This is a genomic window from Sphingobacterium haloxyli (genome assembly GCF_002980525.1).
Lineage (GTDB): Bacteria > Bacteroidota > Bacteroidia > Sphingobacteriales > Sphingobacteriaceae > Sphingobacterium > Sphingobacterium haloxyli.
The window spans coordinates 532,178-552,643 of the sequence record NZ_PVBQ01000001.1; the positions used below are offsets into that span (position 1 = coordinate 532,178).

16 protein-coding genes are annotated in these 20,466 nt (G+C 43.8%); 7 read left to right on the top strand and 9 right to left on the bottom strand.

Going from position 1 to position 20,466, the window contains the following annotated elements; translation table 11 throughout:
• Positions 1-195: 195 nt before the first annotated feature.
• The 6 genes from C5745_RS01840 to pepT form a co-directional block, all read right to left on the bottom strand.
• Positions 196-1,305, bottom strand: coding sequence for a toxic anion resistance protein (locus tag C5745_RS01840; protein ID WP_105715226.1), 1,110 nt, complete (start codon positions 1,303-1,305; stop codon positions 196-198).
• A gap of 3 nt (positions 1,306-1,308) precedes the next feature.
• Positions 1,309-2,097: a hypothetical protein gene (locus tag C5745_RS01845; protein WP_105715227.1), complete on the bottom strand. Its 789-nt coding sequence runs from the start codon at positions 2,095-2,097 to the stop codon at positions 1,309-1,311.
• Between the two features lie 8 nt (positions 2,098-2,105).
• Positions 2,106-3,299 (bottom strand): MFS transporter, encoded by a 1,194-nt coding sequence (locus tag C5745_RS01850; RefSeq protein ID WP_105715228.1) that lies wholly within the window; start codon positions 3,297-3,299, stop codon positions 2,106-2,108.
• 84 nt (positions 3,300-3,383) lie between these two features.
• Entirely contained in the window at positions 3,384-3,860 is a 477-nt protein-coding gene (locus tag C5745_RS01855; RefSeq protein WP_105715229.1) for a copper resistance protein NlpE, read from the bottom strand.
• A 192-nt stretch (positions 3,861-4,052) separates the two neighbouring features.
• On the bottom strand, positions 4,053-4,613 hold the full coding sequence (locus tag C5745_RS01860; RefSeq protein WP_105715230.1) for a nitroreductase family protein: 561 nt from the start codon (positions 4,611-4,613) through the stop codon (positions 4,053-4,055).
• A gap of 11 nt (positions 4,614-4,624) precedes the next feature.
• Positions 4,625-5,899: a peptidase T gene (pepT, locus tag C5745_RS01865; protein WP_105715231.1), complete on the bottom strand. Its 1,275-nt coding sequence runs from the start codon at positions 5,897-5,899 to the stop codon at positions 4,625-4,627.
• A gap of 175 nt (positions 5,900-6,074) precedes the next feature.
• Here pepT and C5745_RS01870 point away from each other — a divergent pair, with 175 nt between their 5' ends.
• Positions 6,075-6,569: a hypothetical protein gene (locus C5745_RS01870; RefSeq protein WP_133166270.1), complete on the top strand. Its 495-nt coding sequence runs from the start codon at positions 6,075-6,077 to the stop codon at positions 6,567-6,569.
• Positions 6,569-8,431, top strand: a complete 1,863-nt coding sequence (locus C5745_RS01875; protein WP_105715233.1) for a M1 family metallopeptidase — start codon at positions 6,569-6,571, stop codon at positions 8,429-8,431. Before C5745_RS01870 ends, C5745_RS01875 begins: the two co-directional genes overlap by 1 nt.
• A 69-nt stretch (positions 8,432-8,500) precedes the next feature.
• On the opposite strand, the gene C5745_RS01880 is transcribed toward C5745_RS01875, so the two are convergent.
• Together C5745_RS01880 and C5745_RS01885 are read right to left on the bottom strand one after the other, a co-directional pair.
• Positions 8,501-9,952, bottom strand: a complete 1,452-nt coding sequence (locus tag C5745_RS01880; protein WP_105715234.1) for a SusD/RagB family nutrient-binding outer membrane lipoprotein — start codon at positions 9,950-9,952, stop codon at positions 8,501-8,503.
• A gap of 11 nt (positions 9,953-9,963) precedes the next feature.
• Positions 9,964-13,236 (bottom strand): SusC/RagA family TonB-linked outer membrane protein, encoded by a 3,273-nt coding sequence (locus C5745_RS01885; protein WP_243403221.1) that lies wholly within the window; start codon positions 13,234-13,236, stop codon positions 9,964-9,966.
• A 179-nt stretch (positions 13,237-13,415) separates the two neighbouring features.
• On the opposite strand from C5745_RS01885, the gene hemW reads away from it, so the two are divergent.
• Positions 13,416-14,543, top strand: a complete 1,128-nt coding sequence (hemW, locus tag C5745_RS01890; RefSeq protein WP_105715235.1) for a radical SAM family heme chaperone HemW — start codon at positions 13,416-13,418, stop codon at positions 14,541-14,543.
• Positions 14,544-14,715: 172 nt separating this feature from the next.
• Positions 14,716-16,164 (top strand): glyceraldehyde-3-phosphate dehydrogenase, encoded by a 1,449-nt coding sequence (locus C5745_RS01895; RefSeq protein ID WP_105715236.1) that lies wholly within the window; start codon positions 14,716-14,718, stop codon positions 16,162-16,164.
• A 68-nt stretch (positions 16,165-16,232) separates the two neighbouring features.
• On the opposite strand, the gene C5745_RS01900 is transcribed toward C5745_RS01895, so the two are convergent.
• Entirely contained in the window at positions 16,233-17,477 is a 1,245-nt protein-coding gene (locus tag C5745_RS01900; RefSeq protein ID WP_105715237.1) for a 3-deoxy-D-manno-octulosonic acid transferase, read from the bottom strand.
• 121 nt (positions 17,478-17,598) lie between these two features.
• On the opposite strand from C5745_RS01900, the gene C5745_RS01905 reads away from it, so the two are divergent.
• The 3 genes from C5745_RS01905 to C5745_RS01915 all read left to right on the top strand — a co-directional run bounded on the left by C5745_RS01905 (position 17,599) and on the right by C5745_RS01915 (position 20,457).
• Positions 17,599-18,594 (top strand): UDP-glucuronic acid decarboxylase family protein, encoded by a 996-nt coding sequence (locus C5745_RS01905; protein ID WP_105715238.1) that lies wholly within the window; start codon positions 17,599-17,601, stop codon positions 18,592-18,594.
• On the top strand, positions 18,591-19,619 hold the full coding sequence (galE, locus tag C5745_RS01910) for a UDP-glucose 4-epimerase GalE (protein ID WP_105715239.1): 1,029 nt from the start codon (positions 18,591-18,593) through the stop codon (positions 19,617-19,619). The genes C5745_RS01905 and galE overlap by 4 nt, the downstream gene beginning before the upstream one ends.
• A gap of 415 nt (positions 19,620-20,034) precedes the next feature.
• On the top strand, positions 20,035-20,457 hold the full coding sequence (locus C5745_RS01915) for a fibronectin type III domain-containing protein (RefSeq protein ID WP_105715240.1): 423 nt from the start codon (positions 20,035-20,037) through the stop codon (positions 20,455-20,457).
• The last annotated feature ends 9 nt before the right edge of the window (positions 20,458-20,466 follow it).

A 20,466-nucleotide genomic window follows, 5' to 3' on the forward strand; every position in this document is an offset into this window, starting at 1 on the left:
GGTTATAGCCCACGTACCGTGGCCTTAGGGTGTCTACATAGGAACACGTCATACGTATTGTACAACCCCTCTTTAACACTAAATGCCACATCCAGATATTTGAAGAATGTAGAATTCCATCCTTAGTACTATCCCCTATTTCAAATATCTGAAGTGGCGATTTTTTCCGTTCTTTTTTCTAAAAAAAAGAACTCACTAATTTATTAGGTTATTCTCATCCGTAGCAGACTTCAGTATATGTGTCTTCAGCTCATTTTCGGACTGCAGTAATTCTTGCTCAACGACTTTACGTTTTTCTCTACCTTCCCGTTGTATCTGCAATACCTGATCAATAGTTGAGACAATATCCTGATTAGCTTTCTTGATGGTTTCTATATCGACAATACCACGTTCAGTTTCTTTCGCGATATTGACGGTCGATTCTTTCAGCATCTCTGAATTACGTCGAAGCAACTCATTGGTAGCATCTGTAACCGCTTTTTGGGCTTCCAGCGCGCGTTGTGAATGAGCGATACCCAATGTCAGTACCATCTGGTTTTTCCAAAGTGGGATGGTATTCACAAGAGAAGACTGGATTTTCTCCATCAACGCGGAACTGTTATTCTGTATCAACCTGATCTGTGGTGCAGTTTGAAGCACCACCATACGCGTAAGTTTTAAATCGTGAATTTTACGTTCAAAGCGAACCACGTGCTGCTCCATGTCTTTGTACGCTTGAACTTTATGCTGATCACCCGAAGCTTCAGCTTCCGCCTTCAACTGTGGCAGCGTAACCGAATGGACTTCCTGTAACTTCTCCTCACCTGCCGCAATATATAATGAAAGCTCTTTAAAATAATTCTGATTCTCTACAAAAAGCTTATCGAATATATTAACATCTTTGCCCAAGTTTTTGTAATGTCCTTCGAGTTTCAGCTCGATTTGATGAATGTTTTTTTCTACAGATTGGTATTCAGTACGCATACGCTTTACCTTTTTCTTAAGATTATCGAAAAAGGGAATCAATGGTTTTTTATTGAGGTTTTCATCAAACGATTTTATGTCCGATCGTAGGTTCAACAAGATATCTTCGGCTCCGCCCATATCTTTGGTGCGTACTTGTTTTAATATCTCGTTCGAAAAATTACTGACCTTCGTTTGGCTCCCAACACCATACTGAATCACATCAGTAGTCGAGGTTAGGTTTATTTTATCTTTATATTGCTTTATTACAGCCTTCTCTTCATCCGAGAAATTCACCGATAGATCTTGGCTCTTTTTACCTTCTTCGTTATCGTCGTATGTTGTCAAATCTAGATTTGCCATAAGTTAATCTTTTAATAGGTTTCTATTTTTTAGTGTCTGTATATATACATCTGTCTCCGCGGACACATCCAAAATACCCGCTTTAAATTGGTTCGTTACCTCTTGCTCAATAGCTATCGCCGCTTTGGCAATAACTTCTTCCAATTTCCTTTTAGATTCAATCGTCACTTGGTTGTTAAGCCTTGAATTTTCGATTTCGTCGTACTTCATCAACACATTGACCACCGTTGAATGTCGAACAAGAAATTTCTCCGCTTCGATTTTATCACGTTGTTCTAAGAGATGAAAAAGGTGGATTATTTTGTCAATATCCTGATGTATTGCCCGATTATTGATTGCTTTGCGCCAATGCAATAACCTTTCGATAAAGAGTTGCGGAGTGTCTAACGTCGCTTGAGGCAACTCTTGCAACCTGTTTCGGGAAGCAGCCGTCGGAATCCACGCCAACGGACGTACTTCTGCCAACTCTAAACGTTGTAAATAGGGTTTCACGCGATTCAATAGCATACCATTTCCCACAACATAAGAAGTAACATATCCACCAAGCGTTAACAACATGCCTTGCGAGAGCGTCCCAAAGAAATAAACAAACGAAGCGAACAGTCCCAATTCGACCAACAATAATGCGACTCCCATAGCGTACCAAGAACGGATTTTACTTTTTTTGGCTTGAGACAACATCACGAAGGGGAAGATGTGCACCGGAAAAGGAATGAACATAGCAATGGATATAAATGTCCATGTCAATTGACGTAGCTCCCAGCGTTTTGGTTTCTTCGTTGCAAATCCCATGGTGCAATTTACTTATTTTTCATTAAAAAAACTCGTCCTAACAAAACATGTGCACTAAATGCTAAAACGCTGAAGACCGTACCAACGAAACAGACACCCGGCCAACCAGCATACTGCCAACCTACAGCACCTAGATAAGTTCCTAACGATCCTCCAATAAAATAGCTGACCATGTAAACCGTATTCAACCGATTAGTAGCCTTGGTAGGTAAAGCAAAAAAATCGGATTGATTCATGATATGGGAGCTCTGCAATCCCAGATCAATCAAAATGATACCTACTATTAAACCCCAATACGTATATCCCCCGAAAAAGATAAACACCCAGCTCAGCAATAAAATTAATAGCGCGTAATAAATCAATTGATATCGGGTAAACCGTTGCACTAACCTTCCCACAAAAGCTGCTGCCAACGCCCCTACTGCACCGATCAAACCGAACCCACCTACGACGGATGAACCCGCGTTAAAGGGATCCCCCTCCATATGAAAAACAAGTGTCGTAAAAACTGCTGACATGGCCCCAAAACCCATTGCTCCCCGGAATGACGCTAGCTGCAGGACGGGCTGGGTTTTCGCCAACTGCCATACTGATCGCATCAACGAGCCATATGACCCTTTAAAATTTGGACGTAGTTCCGGCAAATAGCGGTAAACCAACACCCAAGCAAGTATCATCATCCCAGCTGCGATTTCAAACATCGTCCGCCAGCCCCATAGCTCCCCGACCACACCGCTGAAAAAGCGGGACAACAATATCCCGATTAGCAATCCGGACATGACCATACCAATGTTGATCGATTTTTCCTCCGGGCTGGAAAGCTCTGCAGCCATCGGCACAAATAGCTGCGGAATAACGGAGGTAACTCCGATAAAGAAGCTAGCAATAAAAAGCCCCATTAATTGTTGAGCAAAGGCCATAAACAGCAATGCCAGAATAACGAGCGCTAAATCTACGAGAATCAATCTCTTTCGCCATAATTTATCTCCCAACGGCACGATGAATAGTAATCCAAAAGCGTATCCTATCTGGGTGAGCACAGCAATTTTACTCACGGTACTTTCGGTTACCTGGAAGTCCGCCGCGATTAAACCCAAAAGAGGCTGGTTGTAATAGTTATTGGCAACCACCAGACCAGACAAAACGGCCATCAACCATAATATGGCCGATGTCAGTTGCGGGTTCTGTGCGTTTGTTTGCATATTTATTCGATTGGGGACAAACATAACCAATAAAAGAAAAGCCCGCAACGTATGCAGGCTCTTCCTTTATAAATTTGACATTTATCACATCTGTTTTTTATATCTGTAATGTTCCGCTAAATCGCCTGTAATTTCGTTACCTTCTTGATCTAACTGGAACAGAACATGCTCGCCCACTTTAAGCTTAATATCTGTATCTTCTCCCTTCAAATGCACGACAGAACCGTTGTTTTGCCACTGAAATGTTCCTTTGTCTTCAAACTTCCCATCTCTTTCCAAATATTCTCTATCCATTTCAAACGTTTCATCTTCACGGAGAACCAGTACTGTTTTAATACCCGGACAATCTGCGCACGGTAAAGTTGCCTCGTAGGTTCCCGCCCAATCCACGGAGTTTTGGGAATTATGTGCCGGATCGGGATTTTGCATCTCCAATGGCCTCGACACCATTTGGTCTTCCAACGAGTCTTTTAATTCTTCCGAATTCGATTGCGAGTTATTGGGCGATGTACAAGCTGAAAGCCCTAATACCGCCACTACCATGTAAAATAATCTTTTCATATAAACTATTTTTTAGATTACCGTTTCAAAAAGCTTGCCGAAATTTTTAAGGTTCTTTTTCAGCCCCCCTTAACCTCTAAATGTCGCCTCCGGATATTTGAATCTGTAGAGATCTGCCCCTGCACTATCTATTCTTTCAAATATCCGAAGCGACGAGGTTTTGGTCCTTTTTACGGAAAAAAGGACATAAAATCACCCTTCCCAACGTACTTTCTCTGATACGGGCGATCTTACCGGCTCACGCGGCTCACTATTGTGATGTCCCAAATAGAAAAGCCCAACGCATTTTTGATGATCTTCCAAGTTCAGAAACGACCCCAAATGATTGATAAGCCCCGGTGAAGCCCAATAACCACCTATCTCCAGTGAGTGCGCCGCCAGCCACATATTTTGCACTGCACACGCCGTAGCGGCCAATTCTTCCCACTCAGGAAGTTCACCCGTGTAATTTACTATAATAGCAATTGCCACATTGGACATGGTCGCCTTCTTTGCCATATTTTCTTCAGCCAATGCCGTATATTTCTCCGCGGGTGTAATTTCTTTATAAATACGGCTCAACTCGGCGCCCAGACGATGTAATCCGTCCTTTTGGAATACCACAAAACGCCATGGCTGTGTACGTTTATGTGTAGGGGCAGCATTAGCTGCTTCTAAAATAGTCAGGATATCCTCTTTAGCAATATCTTCGTTGGTAAAACTGTTCTGGTTTACCGTCCTTCTTGTTTGAATGTTTTTTAATACTTCGTTCATTTTTTCGTTCTTTAATTCCTATTTTCTGTTTTTTCTTCCCATACGCTAGCAATATGCAAAATGGTCAATACCGCTTTTTCCATATCCTGCCTGCTCACCCACTCCATTTTACCGTGGAAGGCATGCCCACCCGCAAATACATTCGGACAAGGTAGTCCCATAAATGAAAGCCGGGAGCCATCCGTGCCCCCTCGTATACTTCGCCGTTCGGGCGTAAGTCCGACGCGTTTGATAGCCTCTAATCCGATCTCCATGACCTCCGGATGCTGATCGAGGACTTCTTTCATATTGCGATATTGTTCTTTAACATCGAACGCGTAGGTTGATCCCGGATAGCGTGCCACCACGTTCTCTACGATACGCCGTAATATAGCTTCGTATTCCGTCAGTTTCGCTGCGTTATGATCTCTGATAATAAAATTGATCTCGGCCTTGTCTGCGCCCCCACTTATCTCCGTTGGATGAATAAAGCCCTCCTTTCCAGCGGTTGTTTCCGGCGATAACTCGTCCTTCGGCAAATCGGCGATAATCGCTGCTGCCAACTTCAGCGCACTCACCATTTTTCCTTTGGCGAAGCCCGGATGTACGGAGATGCCTTGAATAACGACACGTACCCCATCTGCCGAAAACGTCTCATCTTCAATGGTGCCAGCCCTTTCTCCATCGATGGTATAGCCAAACTGCGCGCCCAGCTTCTCCAAGTCGACATGTTCAACACCCTGTCCAATTTCTTCGTCGGGGGTAAACAATATTTTAATTTCGCCGTGTTTTATCTCCGGATGGCTCATCAGCAGACGCGCGGCGTCCATAATCTCTGCCACACCAGCTTTATCATCTGCTCCCAGTAGCGTCGTACCGCTGGCGGTAATAATATCATGACCTAATTGATGCTGCAAATCGCCATGTTCGATATATTTAATAATAACCGACGGATCATCCGGCAATACCATATCCTGACCTTGGTAGTTAGTATGTACGAGTGGTTTCACATCTTTCCCCGAACAGTCCGGCGAAGTGTCCACATGGGAACAAAAGCAAATAACCGGCACCTGCTTATCGGTATTCGAAGGAATAGTTGCGTAAACATAACCGTATTCGTCAAGATGGGCGTCCGTTATTCCCATTTGTTGCAATTCCGATACCAAAATCCCACTTAGGTCCTTTTGCTTTTCCGTAGAAGGAAAGGAAGTCGAATGGGGGTCAGACTCCGTATCAATCTGAACATAGCGCATAAAGCGTTCCGCTACCTGAAAATCGGTTATTCTATTTATATCAAAATTATTCATATGTGTATAAGCTGTGTTTTAACCGTTATATCGCGTATTTAGCGAGATGGGTATTTCTTACAAACCTGTTATTACCGTTCAAAGGTAGAAAGTTTTGTAATTCTTTTTCAAATATGCGTCCTAATTGCGAAGGAATTTGATAAGTTGAGGAAATAGAATAATCTGTAAATAACACGTGATATTTAACCAAAGAGACGACTATATGGCCGGTCTTTCTTATTTTTGGCGCATGGCCGACAAGTCTTTTCATATAGCGACGCTCCATCGCGGACGATACATGTTGCTCCTATTGGCAGGGGTCTGCATAGTTACTGCTGTTGCTTCCCGACTTCCTATATCCGAAATCGTTAAGATTCTCACCGTGTTGGTTAGCCTGCCTTTACTGATTTTCTGCAGCACTAAATGGAGCAAAAACAATTCAGTATGGAAGATACAAAAGGGAGAGATCAGGATACGATTTCAGAACCAGCGAGAGGATTCTTTTCTATTGGAAGATATTAAGTACCTACGCAACGTACCTCGATCCGGAGGCAATCTTGTTATGTTTTTTTTTAAGAAAGACCAGAAAACAAAAAGATACTGGCGTAATAAATTATTTGAAAAAGCCGATGACCTTAATGCACTCGTCCACACGATAAAGCAAGAGGGCGTCGAATATTATTATATGTAATGAAAACAAAACTACTTTTATCTTTTTTACTACTTTCCCATAGCATTTTATTTGCACAACGGGCAGGATACTGGCAGCAAGCAGTCGATTACAAAATGGATATTGATGTCGACGAAACGAGCTATAAGTATCGAGGAAAAATGGCACTGAAATATACCAACAATTCCAATCAAGCGCTTGAAAAGGTGTACTTCCATCTATATTTCAACGCATTCCAGCCGGGAAGTATGATGGATTATCGATTATCGACCATTGCTGACCCTGATTCGCGGATGACGACCAACATCGGCACAGCAGCAAATCCGAAGTTCCAAAGTCGGATTGCCACATTGACGCCGGAACAAATCGGTTATCAGCACATACACTCACTCACGATGAATGGGCAGCCAACATCGTTTCAAGTTGATGGCACCATACTGGAAGTCACCCTGCCGAACGAGATTCAAAGCGGAGAAACGGCAACATTCGACATGAGCTGGGAAGCACAAATCCCTGAACAGATACGCCGTAGCGGTCGAAATTCCAAGGAGGGCGTTGCTTTATCAATGACACAATGGTACCCTAAGATGGCGCACTTTGATGAGTTTGGATGGCATTTAGATGAATATGTAGCGCGTGAATTTATCGCTCCTTTCGGCAATTTTGATGTTACCCTAAACTTGCATAAAGATTATGTCGTAGGAAGCTCCGGCGTTCTACAAAATCCGTCGGAAGTAAAAGGGTATGACAAAAAAGCCAAAATAATTTCTGCTAATGGGAAAGCTACTTGGCATTTCAAGGCCGAAAACATCCATGATTTCGCGTGGGCGGCCGACCCAAAATTTGTCGTCGATTCGACCAAAAGTAAGGGGGGAGTGACGGTATATACCGTTTATCTGCCAACGAACAAACAGGTGAGAGAGAATTGGAAAATTGCGCAAGGGCTAGCCGCAGAGTTTTTTGATTTTTGTGCCGACCGCTTTGGAGCATATCCGTGGCCCACCTATACCATTGTGCAAGGCGGCGATGGGGGTATGGAATATGGCACGGCAACCCTGGTCACAGGGGGGCGCAGTATTCAAAGCTTAGTCGGTGTTATTTTTCATGAAGCGGCCCACTCCTGGTACCAACACCTATTTGGTATCAATGAAACGGTAGATGAGTGGTTTGACGAAGGCTTTACAAGCTATGTTGAAGAGTTAGCTTTCCAAAGTTTGTTCGAAAAAAGAGGCCAGTTAGACACGAATCCAGTGATCAATGCTTATCGAGCATACTACAAACTGGCTTTATCCGGCAAGGAAGAGCCCATGAGTCTGCTAGCCGACTATTACGACACTAACTATGCGTACAGCCAAGCAGCCTACAACAAAGGGCAAGTGCTTGCTCAACAATTAGGCTATATTATTGGCCAACAAAACTTGGATCAAACGTTTTTGAAGTTTTACGAATTATGGAAATTCAAACATCCGACCGCCAACGACTTTAAACGTGTCGCCGAGGAGGTATCGGGTATCAATCTGAAATGGTACTTTAACCTATTTATCAATACTACTCGTACCATCGACTATGCCATCGAAAAGGTAGGTAACAACGATATCACACTGGTTAACAAGTCTAACCTTGCCATGCCTATCGACCTCCTGGTAGAATACGAAGACGGCAGCAGCGAGCTCTTCTATATACCCTTACGTGAAATGCGTGGTGAAAAACCAGCAGAACTTTTTTCTATATACAAGGGCGTGCAGCGCACCGTATTGGAAGATTGGTTCTGGACCAAACCAAGTTATACTGTGCAGACAAATAAGAGGCCGGTTAAAGTGCAACTAGATCCATCGTTACGATTGGCAGATATTGAATCGGCGGATAATAGTTGGGTCAAATAAGGAAACAAGAAGGCGTAGCGACCATCCTGATCGCTACGCCTTCTTGTTTATAAGCGAATCCTATCGGGATTATTTTTCCCACCACACCTTCGTGTGAAAGTCGTCTGCTCCCATTTGTTCAACCGCTTTCGCATAATTTTCCGGATTGAAACGACGAACCTCGTTTTTATACATAAAACGACTAGGCATCACGCCATTATGAAACATATATGGCGTTGTTGGCAACTCCGGATAACCTGTGCGACGATATTCGAACCATTGCTGGTAATCTACCATAAACAATCCGATATACTTCTGGAACATGATCCGTTCGAGTGTACCATCAAATTTAGCGGCCTCATTATCAAAATAGTCTGCAGGAACCACAGCACCATACTGCTCAATGGATGCTTTTACACCGGCTTCGTAAGCCGTCTCCGCCTCTTCCAGCATGCCCAATTCCAGATATACCTCCGCCTTTATAAATTCCACCTCCGAATACGGCATCAAAATTTCCTTAATCGGTGTACCCACCGACTCTGGGAACATCAAATCACCATTTGGCGTGCTGGGATTAAACTTATAGGCAGATAAGTCGCCCGAGTGTCCGGCAGGAATGCCTTTATAGCCTATTTTAACAAGTTTCCCATCCACCAATTCAGACGCTTCTGTCATGATAAACGGACGACGTGGATCATTCAGTTCATTCAGGTTCTCAACGAAGAACTCAGCCATCGCAGTAAAGTTTACATAATCTTGCCTTCTTCCCCAAGCATAATCATAAGGGGCCAATCCGGTGATCTCCACAAACGCTCCTTCGTCATTCGAGGTAAAAATCGGATATTCCGTAGGGCTATCTAAAATCGCTTTGATCTTCTCGGGCGCATTTATACGTTTGGACTGACGCAGATAAAAACGTAACAATAGTGAGTTATTAAACTTACGCCATAAGTCTTTCTTGTTGTTGTACAACAGATCCGCACCATCCATATTAGAATCTTCAGTATACAGCGTGTTTGCTTCTTCTAAAGCGGTGATCATATCCGCGTAAATTTGTTCCTGCGTATCAAATTTTGGCTGCTCGACGCCTTCTTCCGCCTGCAACGCCTCTGAAAAGGGCACATCACCAAAGCTGTCCGTTAAGATTCCAACGATATATGCTTTGAGCGTCGTTGCCACCGCGGCGTATACCGGACTATTGGAAGCGATTGCCGCCGCTTCCATCTCCCGTACATTGCGTAAATAGCGGTAACAGGTATTCCAAGTGCCATCACCGGAAGTCTCTGTGAAATAATAGCGGTGTACCCCATTTGCTGCGCTCGGGTTGGACAAGCCAGTCTGCATAATTTCCCAAGTAAACCCATTACTTCGCACTGTAAAATAAGTGGACATCCCATAAATCGTAGGCGTCAGTAACGTCCCAGGACTAGCCGTTTCAACTCTATTGGGGTCTGTATTTAACTCATCAAAATGTTTGGTACACCCGCCCAGCCCAATTGCGGTTGTAAACAATATCGCCGCACTAATATGTTTGATTTTCATTTTTGTTCTTTTTAAAAGTTAGCTCTAAGATTGATACCAAAGGTTCTTGTACTTGGCATTTGTCCCATTTCTATACCCGGCATAATGGTCGCGCCGTTTAACGCTGCGGTCTCCGGATCATACATCGGAAAATCAGACCACATAAACAAGTCACGTCCAAAGAATGCCACAGATGCACTATTCATTTTCCAGCGGGATACTAGTGCTTTTGGCAGACCGAACTCCAAGCGGACCTCCCGTAATTTCAGGTACGATGCATCAAAACTATTTGTCTCCAGATTGGCTCTGCGGTAATAGTCACCGTACCACGTATTAATTGGCGTGGCTGTAGTATTCGGGCTATAGGTGCCGTCACCGTTGTCCACCACACCTTCGCCTACTATCGTTCCTGTCTCACGGCCCTTTAAGGTATGTCCTAACTTTCCTTGTTCGGTCATTTTATGATGCGATTGTGAATACACGATACCGCCATATTGCCCATCCAGAAGTGCACTTAACGAAAAATTCTTATAGCGAAATTCGTTATAAAACCCTCCCCGCCAGTCGGCATAAACATTGCCGATATTCACTTTATCAGCTGGCATCACAGCCAAGCCGGTCTCTCCGTCGTATAGAACATCTCCATTTTCATTACGGACAAGGCCATACCCCCATAGATCGCCGGTTGACCCGCCAACCACTGCTCTAAGCTCAGCAACACCATTACCGCTGGTCGAAATAATTTGGTAGGGTGTCTCTACGCCCTCCGTAAGTTCCAAAACTCTATTGTCGTTTGTGGACCAGTTTACGGTCGTTGTCCACTGGAAGTCGTCATTTCTAACAGGCGTTCCAGACAAACTTAACTCCCAGCCCTGGTTCCGGATTAATCCACCATTGATCCACGCAAAGCTATATCCTGTCGTCACATCAAGCGGCACCCGTAGCACTTGGTTTCGCGAGCGGTTATAGTAAAAATTCACATCTGCCGTCAAACGATTGTTCAGAAATGCGAAATTTAGACCAGCTTCTGTTGATGTCGATATTTCCGGTTTCAATGCGGCGTTATGCAGTTCCGATGGTGCTCCCACTGAACCTGGAAATTGAGACGTTTCAAAATATTTAATTGTTTTATATGGATCAGCATCAGTTCCTACCTGCGCCCAGGACAGACGTAACTTAGCAAAAGATATCGCTTCTGGCATCGGCATCAATTCGCTCAACACAAAACTACTACTCACTGATGGATAGAAATATGATCTATTATTCGAAGGCAAGGTAGACGACCAATCGTTACGAGCCGTCAGATCCAAAAAGATTCTATCTTGCCATGACAAGTTCACCAATCCGAATACGCTCTGTATTTCCTTTTTCGTCAAATAATTTTCAGCCATCGCATTGGTCAGCGCATTACTCAACTTATAAATACCGGGAGATGTCAGGCCTCTGGCTACTCCTGCACTCTCCTTCATATTACGCTTCATCACGTTTCCCCCTACTGAAGCACGGATACTGAAATCTTCGTTCAGATTATTATTATACGTTAATAATGCGTCCGTATTGGATTCGATGTAAAATAAATCCTGTTCTTTATAATACCCTTTTGGAAAGTTGGCCGTATCATAAGGGCGACGTTGTGCCCGGGCATCAGAACGCATATTTATACCTGAACGGATCATCAGCTCCCAGTTCGGATTGAATGTGTATGCTCCCTGCAACATTCCGTCAAGGCCATGGCTGGCTAAGCTATTCGTCATTTCATGTGCAATAACAAAGGGGTTTTCAATATACGAACTAAAAGGATGTATTTGCTCGATGTTCTCTCTTCCCGCTTTCCACATCGGGCGATACCAGTTTAAATCAATGCTCGGATTCTGAAAGATCATGAAATAAGCGATCGACTGATTGTTATAGCCCGTTCCGGGGAGGTTATCGCTGCTTTTATTCGTATAATTCGCTTTAAAATTGATTTTCAGTTTATCGCTTAAATTCGCCGAACTATTCAAAGAAGCCACAATACGTTCGAATCCCGTGTTTGGCATAATCCATTCATTCTTAGTGTGTGTTAAGGATGCCCTTGAGGTGAAGTTGTCGTTTCCACCATCAAAAGCCACACTGTTCATAAATGTCGCGCCTGTACGGAAAAAACCTTTGACACCATCTTTATACGGTCGCCAAGGCGTCCGGACGGATCCCTGCCCCTCAGTCGCGGGATCGTACTGAAAGTATTCCTGTCCATCGAATTTCGGTCCCCAAGCACTAGAAGTTCCTCCTGTATGTGCCCCGTCGTCGCTCAGTTGATAGGAGTAATATTGATCTCCATCAGCATTGCGGTTTAAGTTCCCTTGTCCGTATTCATATTGAAAATCTGGCCATTTGAGCACATTTTGAAAACTGCTGTTTGAATTGACCGTAACACCGATTCCCTGTGCATTCCGTTTGCCAGACTTGGTGGTAATGATCAAAGCGCCATTTCCGGCCCGGCTACCGTAAAGAGCGGTCGCCGCCGCCCCTTTTAATACAGATATCGATTCAATATCATCCGGATTGATATCACCTAAGCCATTTCCGAAATCCACCGGAACATCTTTATCTGGTCCGGTAGATCCCGCACCATAAGCATCTGTCACCCCAGAGCTAAACCGACCGTTCACCATCGGTACCCCGTCGACGACAATTAAGGCTTCATTTTTCGTCGGGTCTAAAGATCGGTCTCCACGTAGGTTGATACGTGCCGTATTTAGAGGCCCAGAGCTTGCTTGTGTGATATTCAGACCGGCTACCTTACCTTTCATGGCATCCACCCAGTTGCTTGGTGTGGCTTCCGTCATTTGCTCTCCGCTAATTTGCGTCACGGCATAGCCCAGCGATTTCTCCTCTCGCTTGATCCCCAAGGCGGTAACCACTACCTCAGAAATTTGTTGATCCGTTGCATGCAATGCAACGGTTGCATTCGTCGTCGCTTCGGTCCAATCCCGAGTCAATGTTTGATAACCCACACTCTGGAAAGTAACGTCTTTTCCAGGCGTTACCTGTACATTAAAGCGTCCTTGGTTATCGGTCGATCCTAACACGCGTCCTTCCTCAAGAACGGTCACACCGACCAGTGGCGACCTTGTATTATCATCCAATACAGCTCCTGCAACAGCTATTTTTTCTTGATCCAACCATACATGCTCTTTTTCCATTCCGGTAAAAGAGTGCGTTAATTCGGGTGTAAACCCAAGTCCTATCAAAAGTAAAAATGCCCGGCCAGTGCGGCTCGATCGACGATAGAACGACGAAGTAACTGTTTTCATTTCTCTCATAATATACACCTGTATACAGAATATTCTGTGATCCAACGGGGGCAAAGCTAGGTACGCAAGATTAAGAGCATGTTAATAAATTATTAACAAAAAACACAAGAACACGGCATATGAATACGGGCGTAAACGGATCAACATGCTGAAATCAATGCAAACAAGAATTTGCGTAAATTTGCAGCATGATTTACTTCCATATTCCTTTTTGTAAGCATGCCTGCCATTATTGCGACTTTCATTTCAGCACATCACTGAAATATAAAGATGAGTTACTCCGGGCATTAGAAAAGGAAGTAATGTTACGTGCACGTTACCTCACAGACAAAATCATGCCATCGATTTATTTTGGAGGAGGCACACCGTCTTTGCTTACAGCTGACGAAATTGAACGTCTTATAAACCAAGTCGCAGCACATTTCGATATTGCAAACGATGCCGAAATAACCTTAGAAGCGAATCCCGACGATCTGGACAAGGCAAAGGTACAGGCCCTTCGACGCACGCCCATCAACCGTTTCAGCATCGGGATACAATCCTTTTACGAGGAAGATTTACGCTGGATGAACCGTGCCCACAATGCCACTGAGGCCGAGGCCTCCATTAAGCGGGTACAAGATGCTGGGTTTGAAAATATCACTGCCGATCTTATTTACGGCTATCCGTTGCTTACGGATATTAAATGGACAAATAACATACAAAAACTGCTGAGCTTTGATATCCCACATATCTCTTCCTATGCCATGACGGTAGAGCAGAAAACAGCTCTTGCCCATTTTATCCGGCAGGGAAAAACCCCTCCCATGCAAGAAGCACAGAGTGCCGAGCAAATGAGCATGCTTATTGATACCCTAACTAGAAACGGTTTTGAGCATTATGAAATAGCAAACTTTGCCAAAAATGGCCAATATGCCAAACACAATACCGCTTATTGGCAGGGTAGACATTATCTCGGTATCGGCCCCTCAGCACACTCATTTAACGGAAAATCCAGAAGTTGGAACGTAGCAAACAATGCGCGCTATACCGAAGGTATAAACCTGGAAAAGCCTATTTATGAAACAGAGAATCTATCTCGCGAAGATCAATTTAACGAATACGTCATGACATCCTTACGAACGATGTGGGGTATAGACTTGGACAAAATCATACATGATTTTAGCAACGAAGTGGCGCAACAGCTCCAAACGCAAATTGCTCCTTTTATCGAACAGCAGCATGTTGAGAGCGTACAAGGACGCTTTTTAAAATTGACTGCGAAAGGCAAGCTAATGGCAGATTATATTGCATCGGAACTGTTTATTATTCCATGATGGTCCGTAATACGGCACAAAATTTACAAATCATTAAATTTTAAGACAATTTTTATGGAATTGCAAAAACAGCAAGCAACAAACATTATATTTTTGCCAATTTTTCAAATTTATCTCGCTTTATATAGAACATTTAATATGTTTGTACCGTAATCATCTATAACAATAAATTATGGTACCATTCACTACTTTTGAGCAGGAAATCAAAAGTTACCAACAACAGCAGAATGCAGCTGCTCGTCTCGCTGAAATCGTCAGCGACCTCTGGATCAATCAAGGCGTTGAACTTGTCTTATTCCGAAATAAGATCCTCCACCAACGCCCTAGCTCGCTTCTCCATCTACACAGTCATAACTCCATTTTAACAGGTACAAAACTGGGTGTATCCGAGGTATTGGAAGTAGCGGAGGTTATTCAAGAAATGGAGCTTCCCCCGGCCACTATTGACTTGGGAACGCTAACGATGGATTTTCGAAAGCAACGAGGCAGCGAAGACTCAATCTACCTATTTGTCCGCAAGCGACTAGCCTCTGCTATACGACACCGGCCTTTCCCGGCAAAGGATGTCGTGCTGTATGGCTTTGGGCGAATCGGACGATTACTGGCTAGAGAACTCATAAATACCACCGGAGACGGCAAACAGCTCCGACTTCGCGCTATTGTGGTACGCGAAAAAATAGACACAGCCAGCTTAACGAAACGCGCGAATTTGTTAAAACGGGATTCCATTCACGGCGATTTCGAAGGCACTGTGGACATCGATAATGAAAAGAATGCACTTGTAATCAACGGCATCACGGTCTATGTGCTGTCTGCCGGTGCACCGGAGGATATCGACTATACCGCTTATGGCATCCAAAATGCACTCGTTATAGACAACACAGGAGCTTTTCGGGAGCAACGGGAATTGGAACGTCATTTAGAAGCGACAGGAGTCGGCCACGTGCTGCTAACGGCTCCGGGAAAAGGTGTACCCAATATTGTCTACGGTATCAATGAAAGTGAGGTCTCGTCGGGCGAAACCACCATATGTTCCGCAGCCTCCTGTACGACAAATGCAATTTCACCTGTTTTGGCTGTCATTGATAAAGAATTAGGTATAACCACCGGTCACGTAGAAACCATACATGCCTACACGAATGATCAGAATCTCGTTGACAATATTCATAAAAAATATCGTCGAGGACGTGCCGCAGCTTTGAATATGGTTATTACAGAAACCGGGGCGGGTACTGCTGTATCAAAAGTATTGCCCTCACTTGCTGGCAAGTTGACGTCTAATGCGGTCCGGGTACCGATTCCAAATGGCTCGCTCGCTATATTACAATTGGAAGTCCAACAAGCGTGCACCACCGAGCGTATTCATAATATCCTGTTAAACGCAGCATTGGAAGGGCCACTGGTCGAGCAGATCAAATATGAAAATAATCCGGAATTAGTATCCGTCGACATTGTGGGCACTACCGCAGCTGCTGTAGTCGACGCGCCAGCCACGATTGTATCTTCTAATGGCAAAAATATTGTGATCTATGTCTGGTACGACAATGAGTATGGCTATGTAAACCAAGTTATGCGTCTCGCCCGACACCTAGCGGGAGTCAAGCAATTCCGTTATTATTAGCGTTTCCAATTTTCAATTTTCTGTATAATAAGGCAACGGGCTTTTTTCGAAAGAGAAAGGCCCGTTCCTCAAATTAGGTCTTCCGTCTCCAGATACTTCATAATAATCTGTGTCGCGCCGGCTTTTTCCCGCACATATTGTTCGGCGGCTTCTCCGGCGATAGTCCGCTTCTTTTCATTGGACAACGCATGCGCAATAGATTGCAATTCTTCCGCATTTCCCACCTGGAAACCACTTCCAACCGCTATGAGATCCACCGCTTCTTGGAAACGCGTATAATTAGATCCAAAAATAACCGGAACACCATAGGTTGCGGCTTCCAACGTATTGTGAATCCCCACACCAAAACCTCCACCCACATAAGCCAATTGTCCATACCCATACAGCGCCGAAAGCATGCCGATATTATCAATGACTAAGACCGAGGCCTTTGCTATTTCAAACGTCGTGTATTCAGCAAAACGAGAGAAAAACAAGGCGTCGGGAAACAACTGTTTAATCTCCTGCAAATGGGCTTCGTGGATTTCATGCGGAGCCAGTATCATTTTCCAACCCTTTTGGGTAGCCAATAATTCCGCTAATAAACGTTCATCGGGTGCCCACGTGCTTCCGGCCACCAATACCTGTGCATGATCGTCTATAAATTGTTCCACTTCCGATATGGTACGACGTTGTTTAGGTAGTTCGACCACCCTGTCAAACCGTGTGTCCCCTGCAAGCCCTGCTTGTCTGATATGAATAGCCCTCAACCATAGCACCGAATCCGTATTCTGGGCGAAGAAAAACTGAACTTGTTTCAATGTCCTACGAAAGAATCCACCGTACCACTTAAAGAATACCTGCCCTTCCCGAAAAATCGCAGAGATAACGAACAGAGGGATAGTACGTCTATTAAGTTCGTGAAAATAATGATACCAGTACTCATATTTGGTGAACACCGCAAATTTGGGTTTCACGACATCCAAAAAGTTTCGGGCGTGGGCCGCCGTATCTGTAGGCAGATAAAACACATAATCTGCTAAAGGTGTGTTTTTTCGGATTTCATATCCCGACGGCGAAAAAAAAGTGATGACTATTTTTTCCTGTGGGTATTTTTTTTTGATCGCTTCCATTACGGATCTTCCCTGTTCAAATTCACCCAACGAAGCAAAATGGAACCATATCGGTCTAGTCCCCTTTTCAATCGTTTGTTCGATGTGATCGAATAACCTTTTACGCCCATCTACCCACAATCTAGCCTTTCTGTGAAATGGCGAGATTAAGTGTAATAGTACGGTATAAAGGCCTATTCCTATGTCGTAGAGAAGACGCATGTTGATAACCTAAATAAATTTGTTTATTTTGCTCTCCTCTGCCAACAAGAAAAAATGTTACAGAGGAAAATATGCTTATATTCGTCAAAGATAACACTAAGCTACAAAGAAATATTGGTTCGTGAATAAACAAGAAAGAAAACGTATACTCATAACAGGCACAGCGGGTTTTCTGGGCTCGCACTTATGTGACCGCTTTATTGCTGAAGATTTCGATGTTATCGGTATGGACAATATGATTACAGGCGATCTCCGCAACATAGAACACCTGTTCAAGCTTCCCAATTTCGATTTTTATCACCACGACGTCTCTAAATTTGTACACGTTCCGGGGAGATTGGATTATATCCTACATTTTGCTTCTCCGGCCAGCCCTATAGATTATTTACGCATCCCGATTCAGACCTTAAAAGTAGGTTCGTTGGGCACACACAATCTTTTGGGATTAGCCAAGAGCAAACGCGCCCGGATTCTGGTTGCATCGACCTCGGAGGTGTATGGAGACCCCCTAATTTCGCCACAATCAGAAGAATACTGGGGGAATGTCAACCCCGTAGGGCCTCGTGGCGTATATGATGAAGCGAAGCGCTTCCAAGAAGCCATAACAATGGCTTATCACAACGTTCACGGATTAGATACACGTATCGTTCGGATTTTTAACACCTATGGCCCCCGTATGCGCCTACATGATGGACGTGCGTTACCTACCTTTATCGCACAAGCTTTACGCGGGGAGGATCTTACCGTTTTTGGAGACGGAAATCAGACACGTTCTTTTTGCTATGTGTCAGATCAAGTTGAAGGGATATTCCGGTTATTGCTTTCAGATTATGCACAGCCCATGAACATCGGAAATCCGGATGAACTGACCATCAACGATATGGCAAGGGAAATCATCTCCTTGACAGGAAACCAATCTAAAATCCGTTATGTACCCCTGCCGATCGATGATCCCAAACAGCGGCGTCCAGACATCGACAAAGCGAATCGGATTTTGAACTGGAACCCCACCGTTAATCGGAAAGAGGGGCTGCTCCGGACAATAAATTACTATCAGCAAATGCCACCGGGAGAATTAGAACAAAAAAAATTTACATACTATAATCAAGAACAATGAGTAAAATATTAGTAACTGGCGGAACTGGCTATATCGGTTCCCACACGGTAGTAGAATTACACAACGCTGGTTATACACCGGTTATTATTGACAACTTATCCAATTCGAATATCCAAATTTTGGATCAGATAGAGAAGATTATTGGTATCCGCCCCGAATTTCATCAGTTTGATTTATGTAATGAAGCTAAGGTAAAGGCTTTTGTTCAAGAAAACCCAGCTATTTCCGGCATTATTCATTTTGCGGCCTCGAAAGCTGTGGGAGAATCGGTAGAGAAACCACTCAAATATTACCACAACAATTTTTTTTCGCTGATTAATCTCCTGAACGCCTATCAAGGAAAGAACATCAACTTTGTGTTTTCTTCCAGCTGTACGGTTTATGGCGAGCCGGATAGCTTACCGGTAACCGAATCTGCACCGGTAAAAAAAGCAGCCTCACCTTATGGCAATACGAAGCAAATTGCCGAGGAGATATTGGAGGAAACAGCTGGCGCCTACAATAATTATAATTTTATCGCGCTGCGTTATTTCAACCCAGTTGGTGCACATGCATCTGCATTGATCGGCGAACTTCCCATTGGCGTTCCACAGAATCTCTTGCCTTTCATAACGCAGACAGCGATTGGTAAACGAGAAAAATTAACGGTGTTCGGCGGTGACTACGACACACCGGACGGTTCTTGTATCCGCGATTACATTCATGTCGTTGATTTAGCCAAAGCGCATGTAGCCGCCATCCGTTTATTGGAGAAAGGAAACCCCAATGGCGGCTACGATGTATTCAACGTGGGCACTGGAAACGGTTATTCCGTATTGGAAGCTATTGCAGCTTTCGAAAAAGCGTCGGGACAGAAACTCAACTACGTAGTAGGCCCTCGCCGCGAAGGAGATATCATCCAAGTATGGGGAGATGTAACAAAGTCGTCTGAGCAATTGGGTTGGAGGGCCGAATTGGGTATTGACGAGATGATGGCATCGGCATGGGCATGGGAAAAGTACTTAAAGGAAAATCCGATTGGGTAGGATAATCACCCTTAACTAAAACATAATAGCACCTTATATTCCATCAATAGCAGTTGCTATTCTGTAAATATCACATGCTAATGATAAGATAGCATGTGATATTCGTTTTTTATCATCTCATATCAAATAAATAGCGTCTGCTTCTATATACATATCAATTAATAAATTACAATAGCACTGCATATCGATAAAATAGCATATCATTAAATATATATAGTAATTCATATAATATGTATACCATTGCATATCTATTATAGATTATATGATATAAATCCAGTAGCACTTTATAAAAAATGAACAGCATTTAATATTGATAAAATAACATATAATGCTAACCCCAATCCTAACCTTACGATCTTTTAAACAATGTTGACAGATTTTCGGGACGCCGTCGTCAAGGCTGCATCGCGATAAGTTGGCGATTATTATCCGCGACGACAAACGCAAGGTGCTGCAGGAGGGCATCCGTTTTCTATCCTTTTACGTGCAGACGATTGCCAAAGGCGATGAAGCGACTATTGTGGCCTCGGGCTTTGTTCCATCCAAGCCACCAAGTTCTTCCGAAAACATCCCTTTAATAGCAGATTTCGGGGCAATCCCGGCCATAGGGACAGCAGCGATCAAGTTACGTGTCAAAGCCTGGAAGTCGGCACGGATGTATCAATTTGAGTATCGAAAAAAAGGAGATGATAATCCGTGGACGGTCATATTAAGCAGCAAATCAAGCTGCACTATTTCGAACCTCGGCGTACTGGAGGAATATGAGTTCCGTGTCTGCTATGTAGGGCGAAGTGGAAAATCACCTTATTCTAAAGTAATATCTTCGAGGGTTTATTGATTTTAATCT

Coding starts and splice junctions, on each gene's coding strand:
- C5745_RS01880 (WP_105715234.1), bottom strand. CDS start 9,952: ATGAAAATCAAACATATTAGTGCGGCGATATTGTTTACAACCGCAATT.
- hemW (WP_105715235.1), top strand. CDS start 13,416: ATGATTTACTTCCATATTCCTTTTTGTAAGCATGCCTGCCATTATTGC.
- C5745_RS01900 (WP_105715237.1), bottom strand. CDS start 17,477: ATGCGTCTTCTCTACGACATAGGAATAGGCCTTTATACCGTACTATTA.
- C5745_RS01885 (WP_243403221.1), bottom strand. CDS start 13,236: ATGAGAGAAATGAAAACAGTTACTTCGTCGTTCTATCGTCGATCGAGC.
- C5745_RS01855 (WP_105715229.1), bottom strand. CDS start 3,860: ATGAAAAGATTATTTTACATGGTAGTGGCGGTATTAGGGCTTTCAGCT.
- C5745_RS01875 (WP_105715233.1), top strand. CDS start 6,569: ATGAAAACAAAACTACTTTTATCTTTTTTACTACTTTCCCATAGCATT.
- C5745_RS01850 (WP_105715228.1), bottom strand. CDS start 3,299: ATGCAAACAAACGCACAGAACCCGCAACTGACATCGGCCATATTATGG.
- C5745_RS01840 (WP_105715226.1), bottom strand. CDS start 1,305: ATGGCAAATCTAGATTTGACAACATACGACGATAACGAAGAAGGTAAA.
- pepT (WP_105715231.1), bottom strand. CDS start 5,899: ATGAATAATTTTGATATAAATAGAATAACCGATTTTCAGGTAGCGGAA.
- galE (WP_105715239.1), top strand. CDS start 18,591: ATGAGTAAAATATTAGTAACTGGCGGAACTGGCTATATCGGTTCCCAC.
- C5745_RS01860 (WP_105715230.1), bottom strand. CDS start 4,613: ATGAACGAAGTATTAAAAAACATTCAAACAAGAAGGACGGTAAACCAG.
- C5745_RS01895 (WP_105715236.1), top strand. CDS start 14,716: ATGGTACCATTCACTACTTTTGAGCAGGAAATCAAAAGTTACCAACAA.
- C5745_RS01845 (WP_105715227.1), bottom strand. CDS start 2,097: ATGGGATTTGCAACGAAGAAACCAAAACGCTGGGAGCTACGTCAATTG.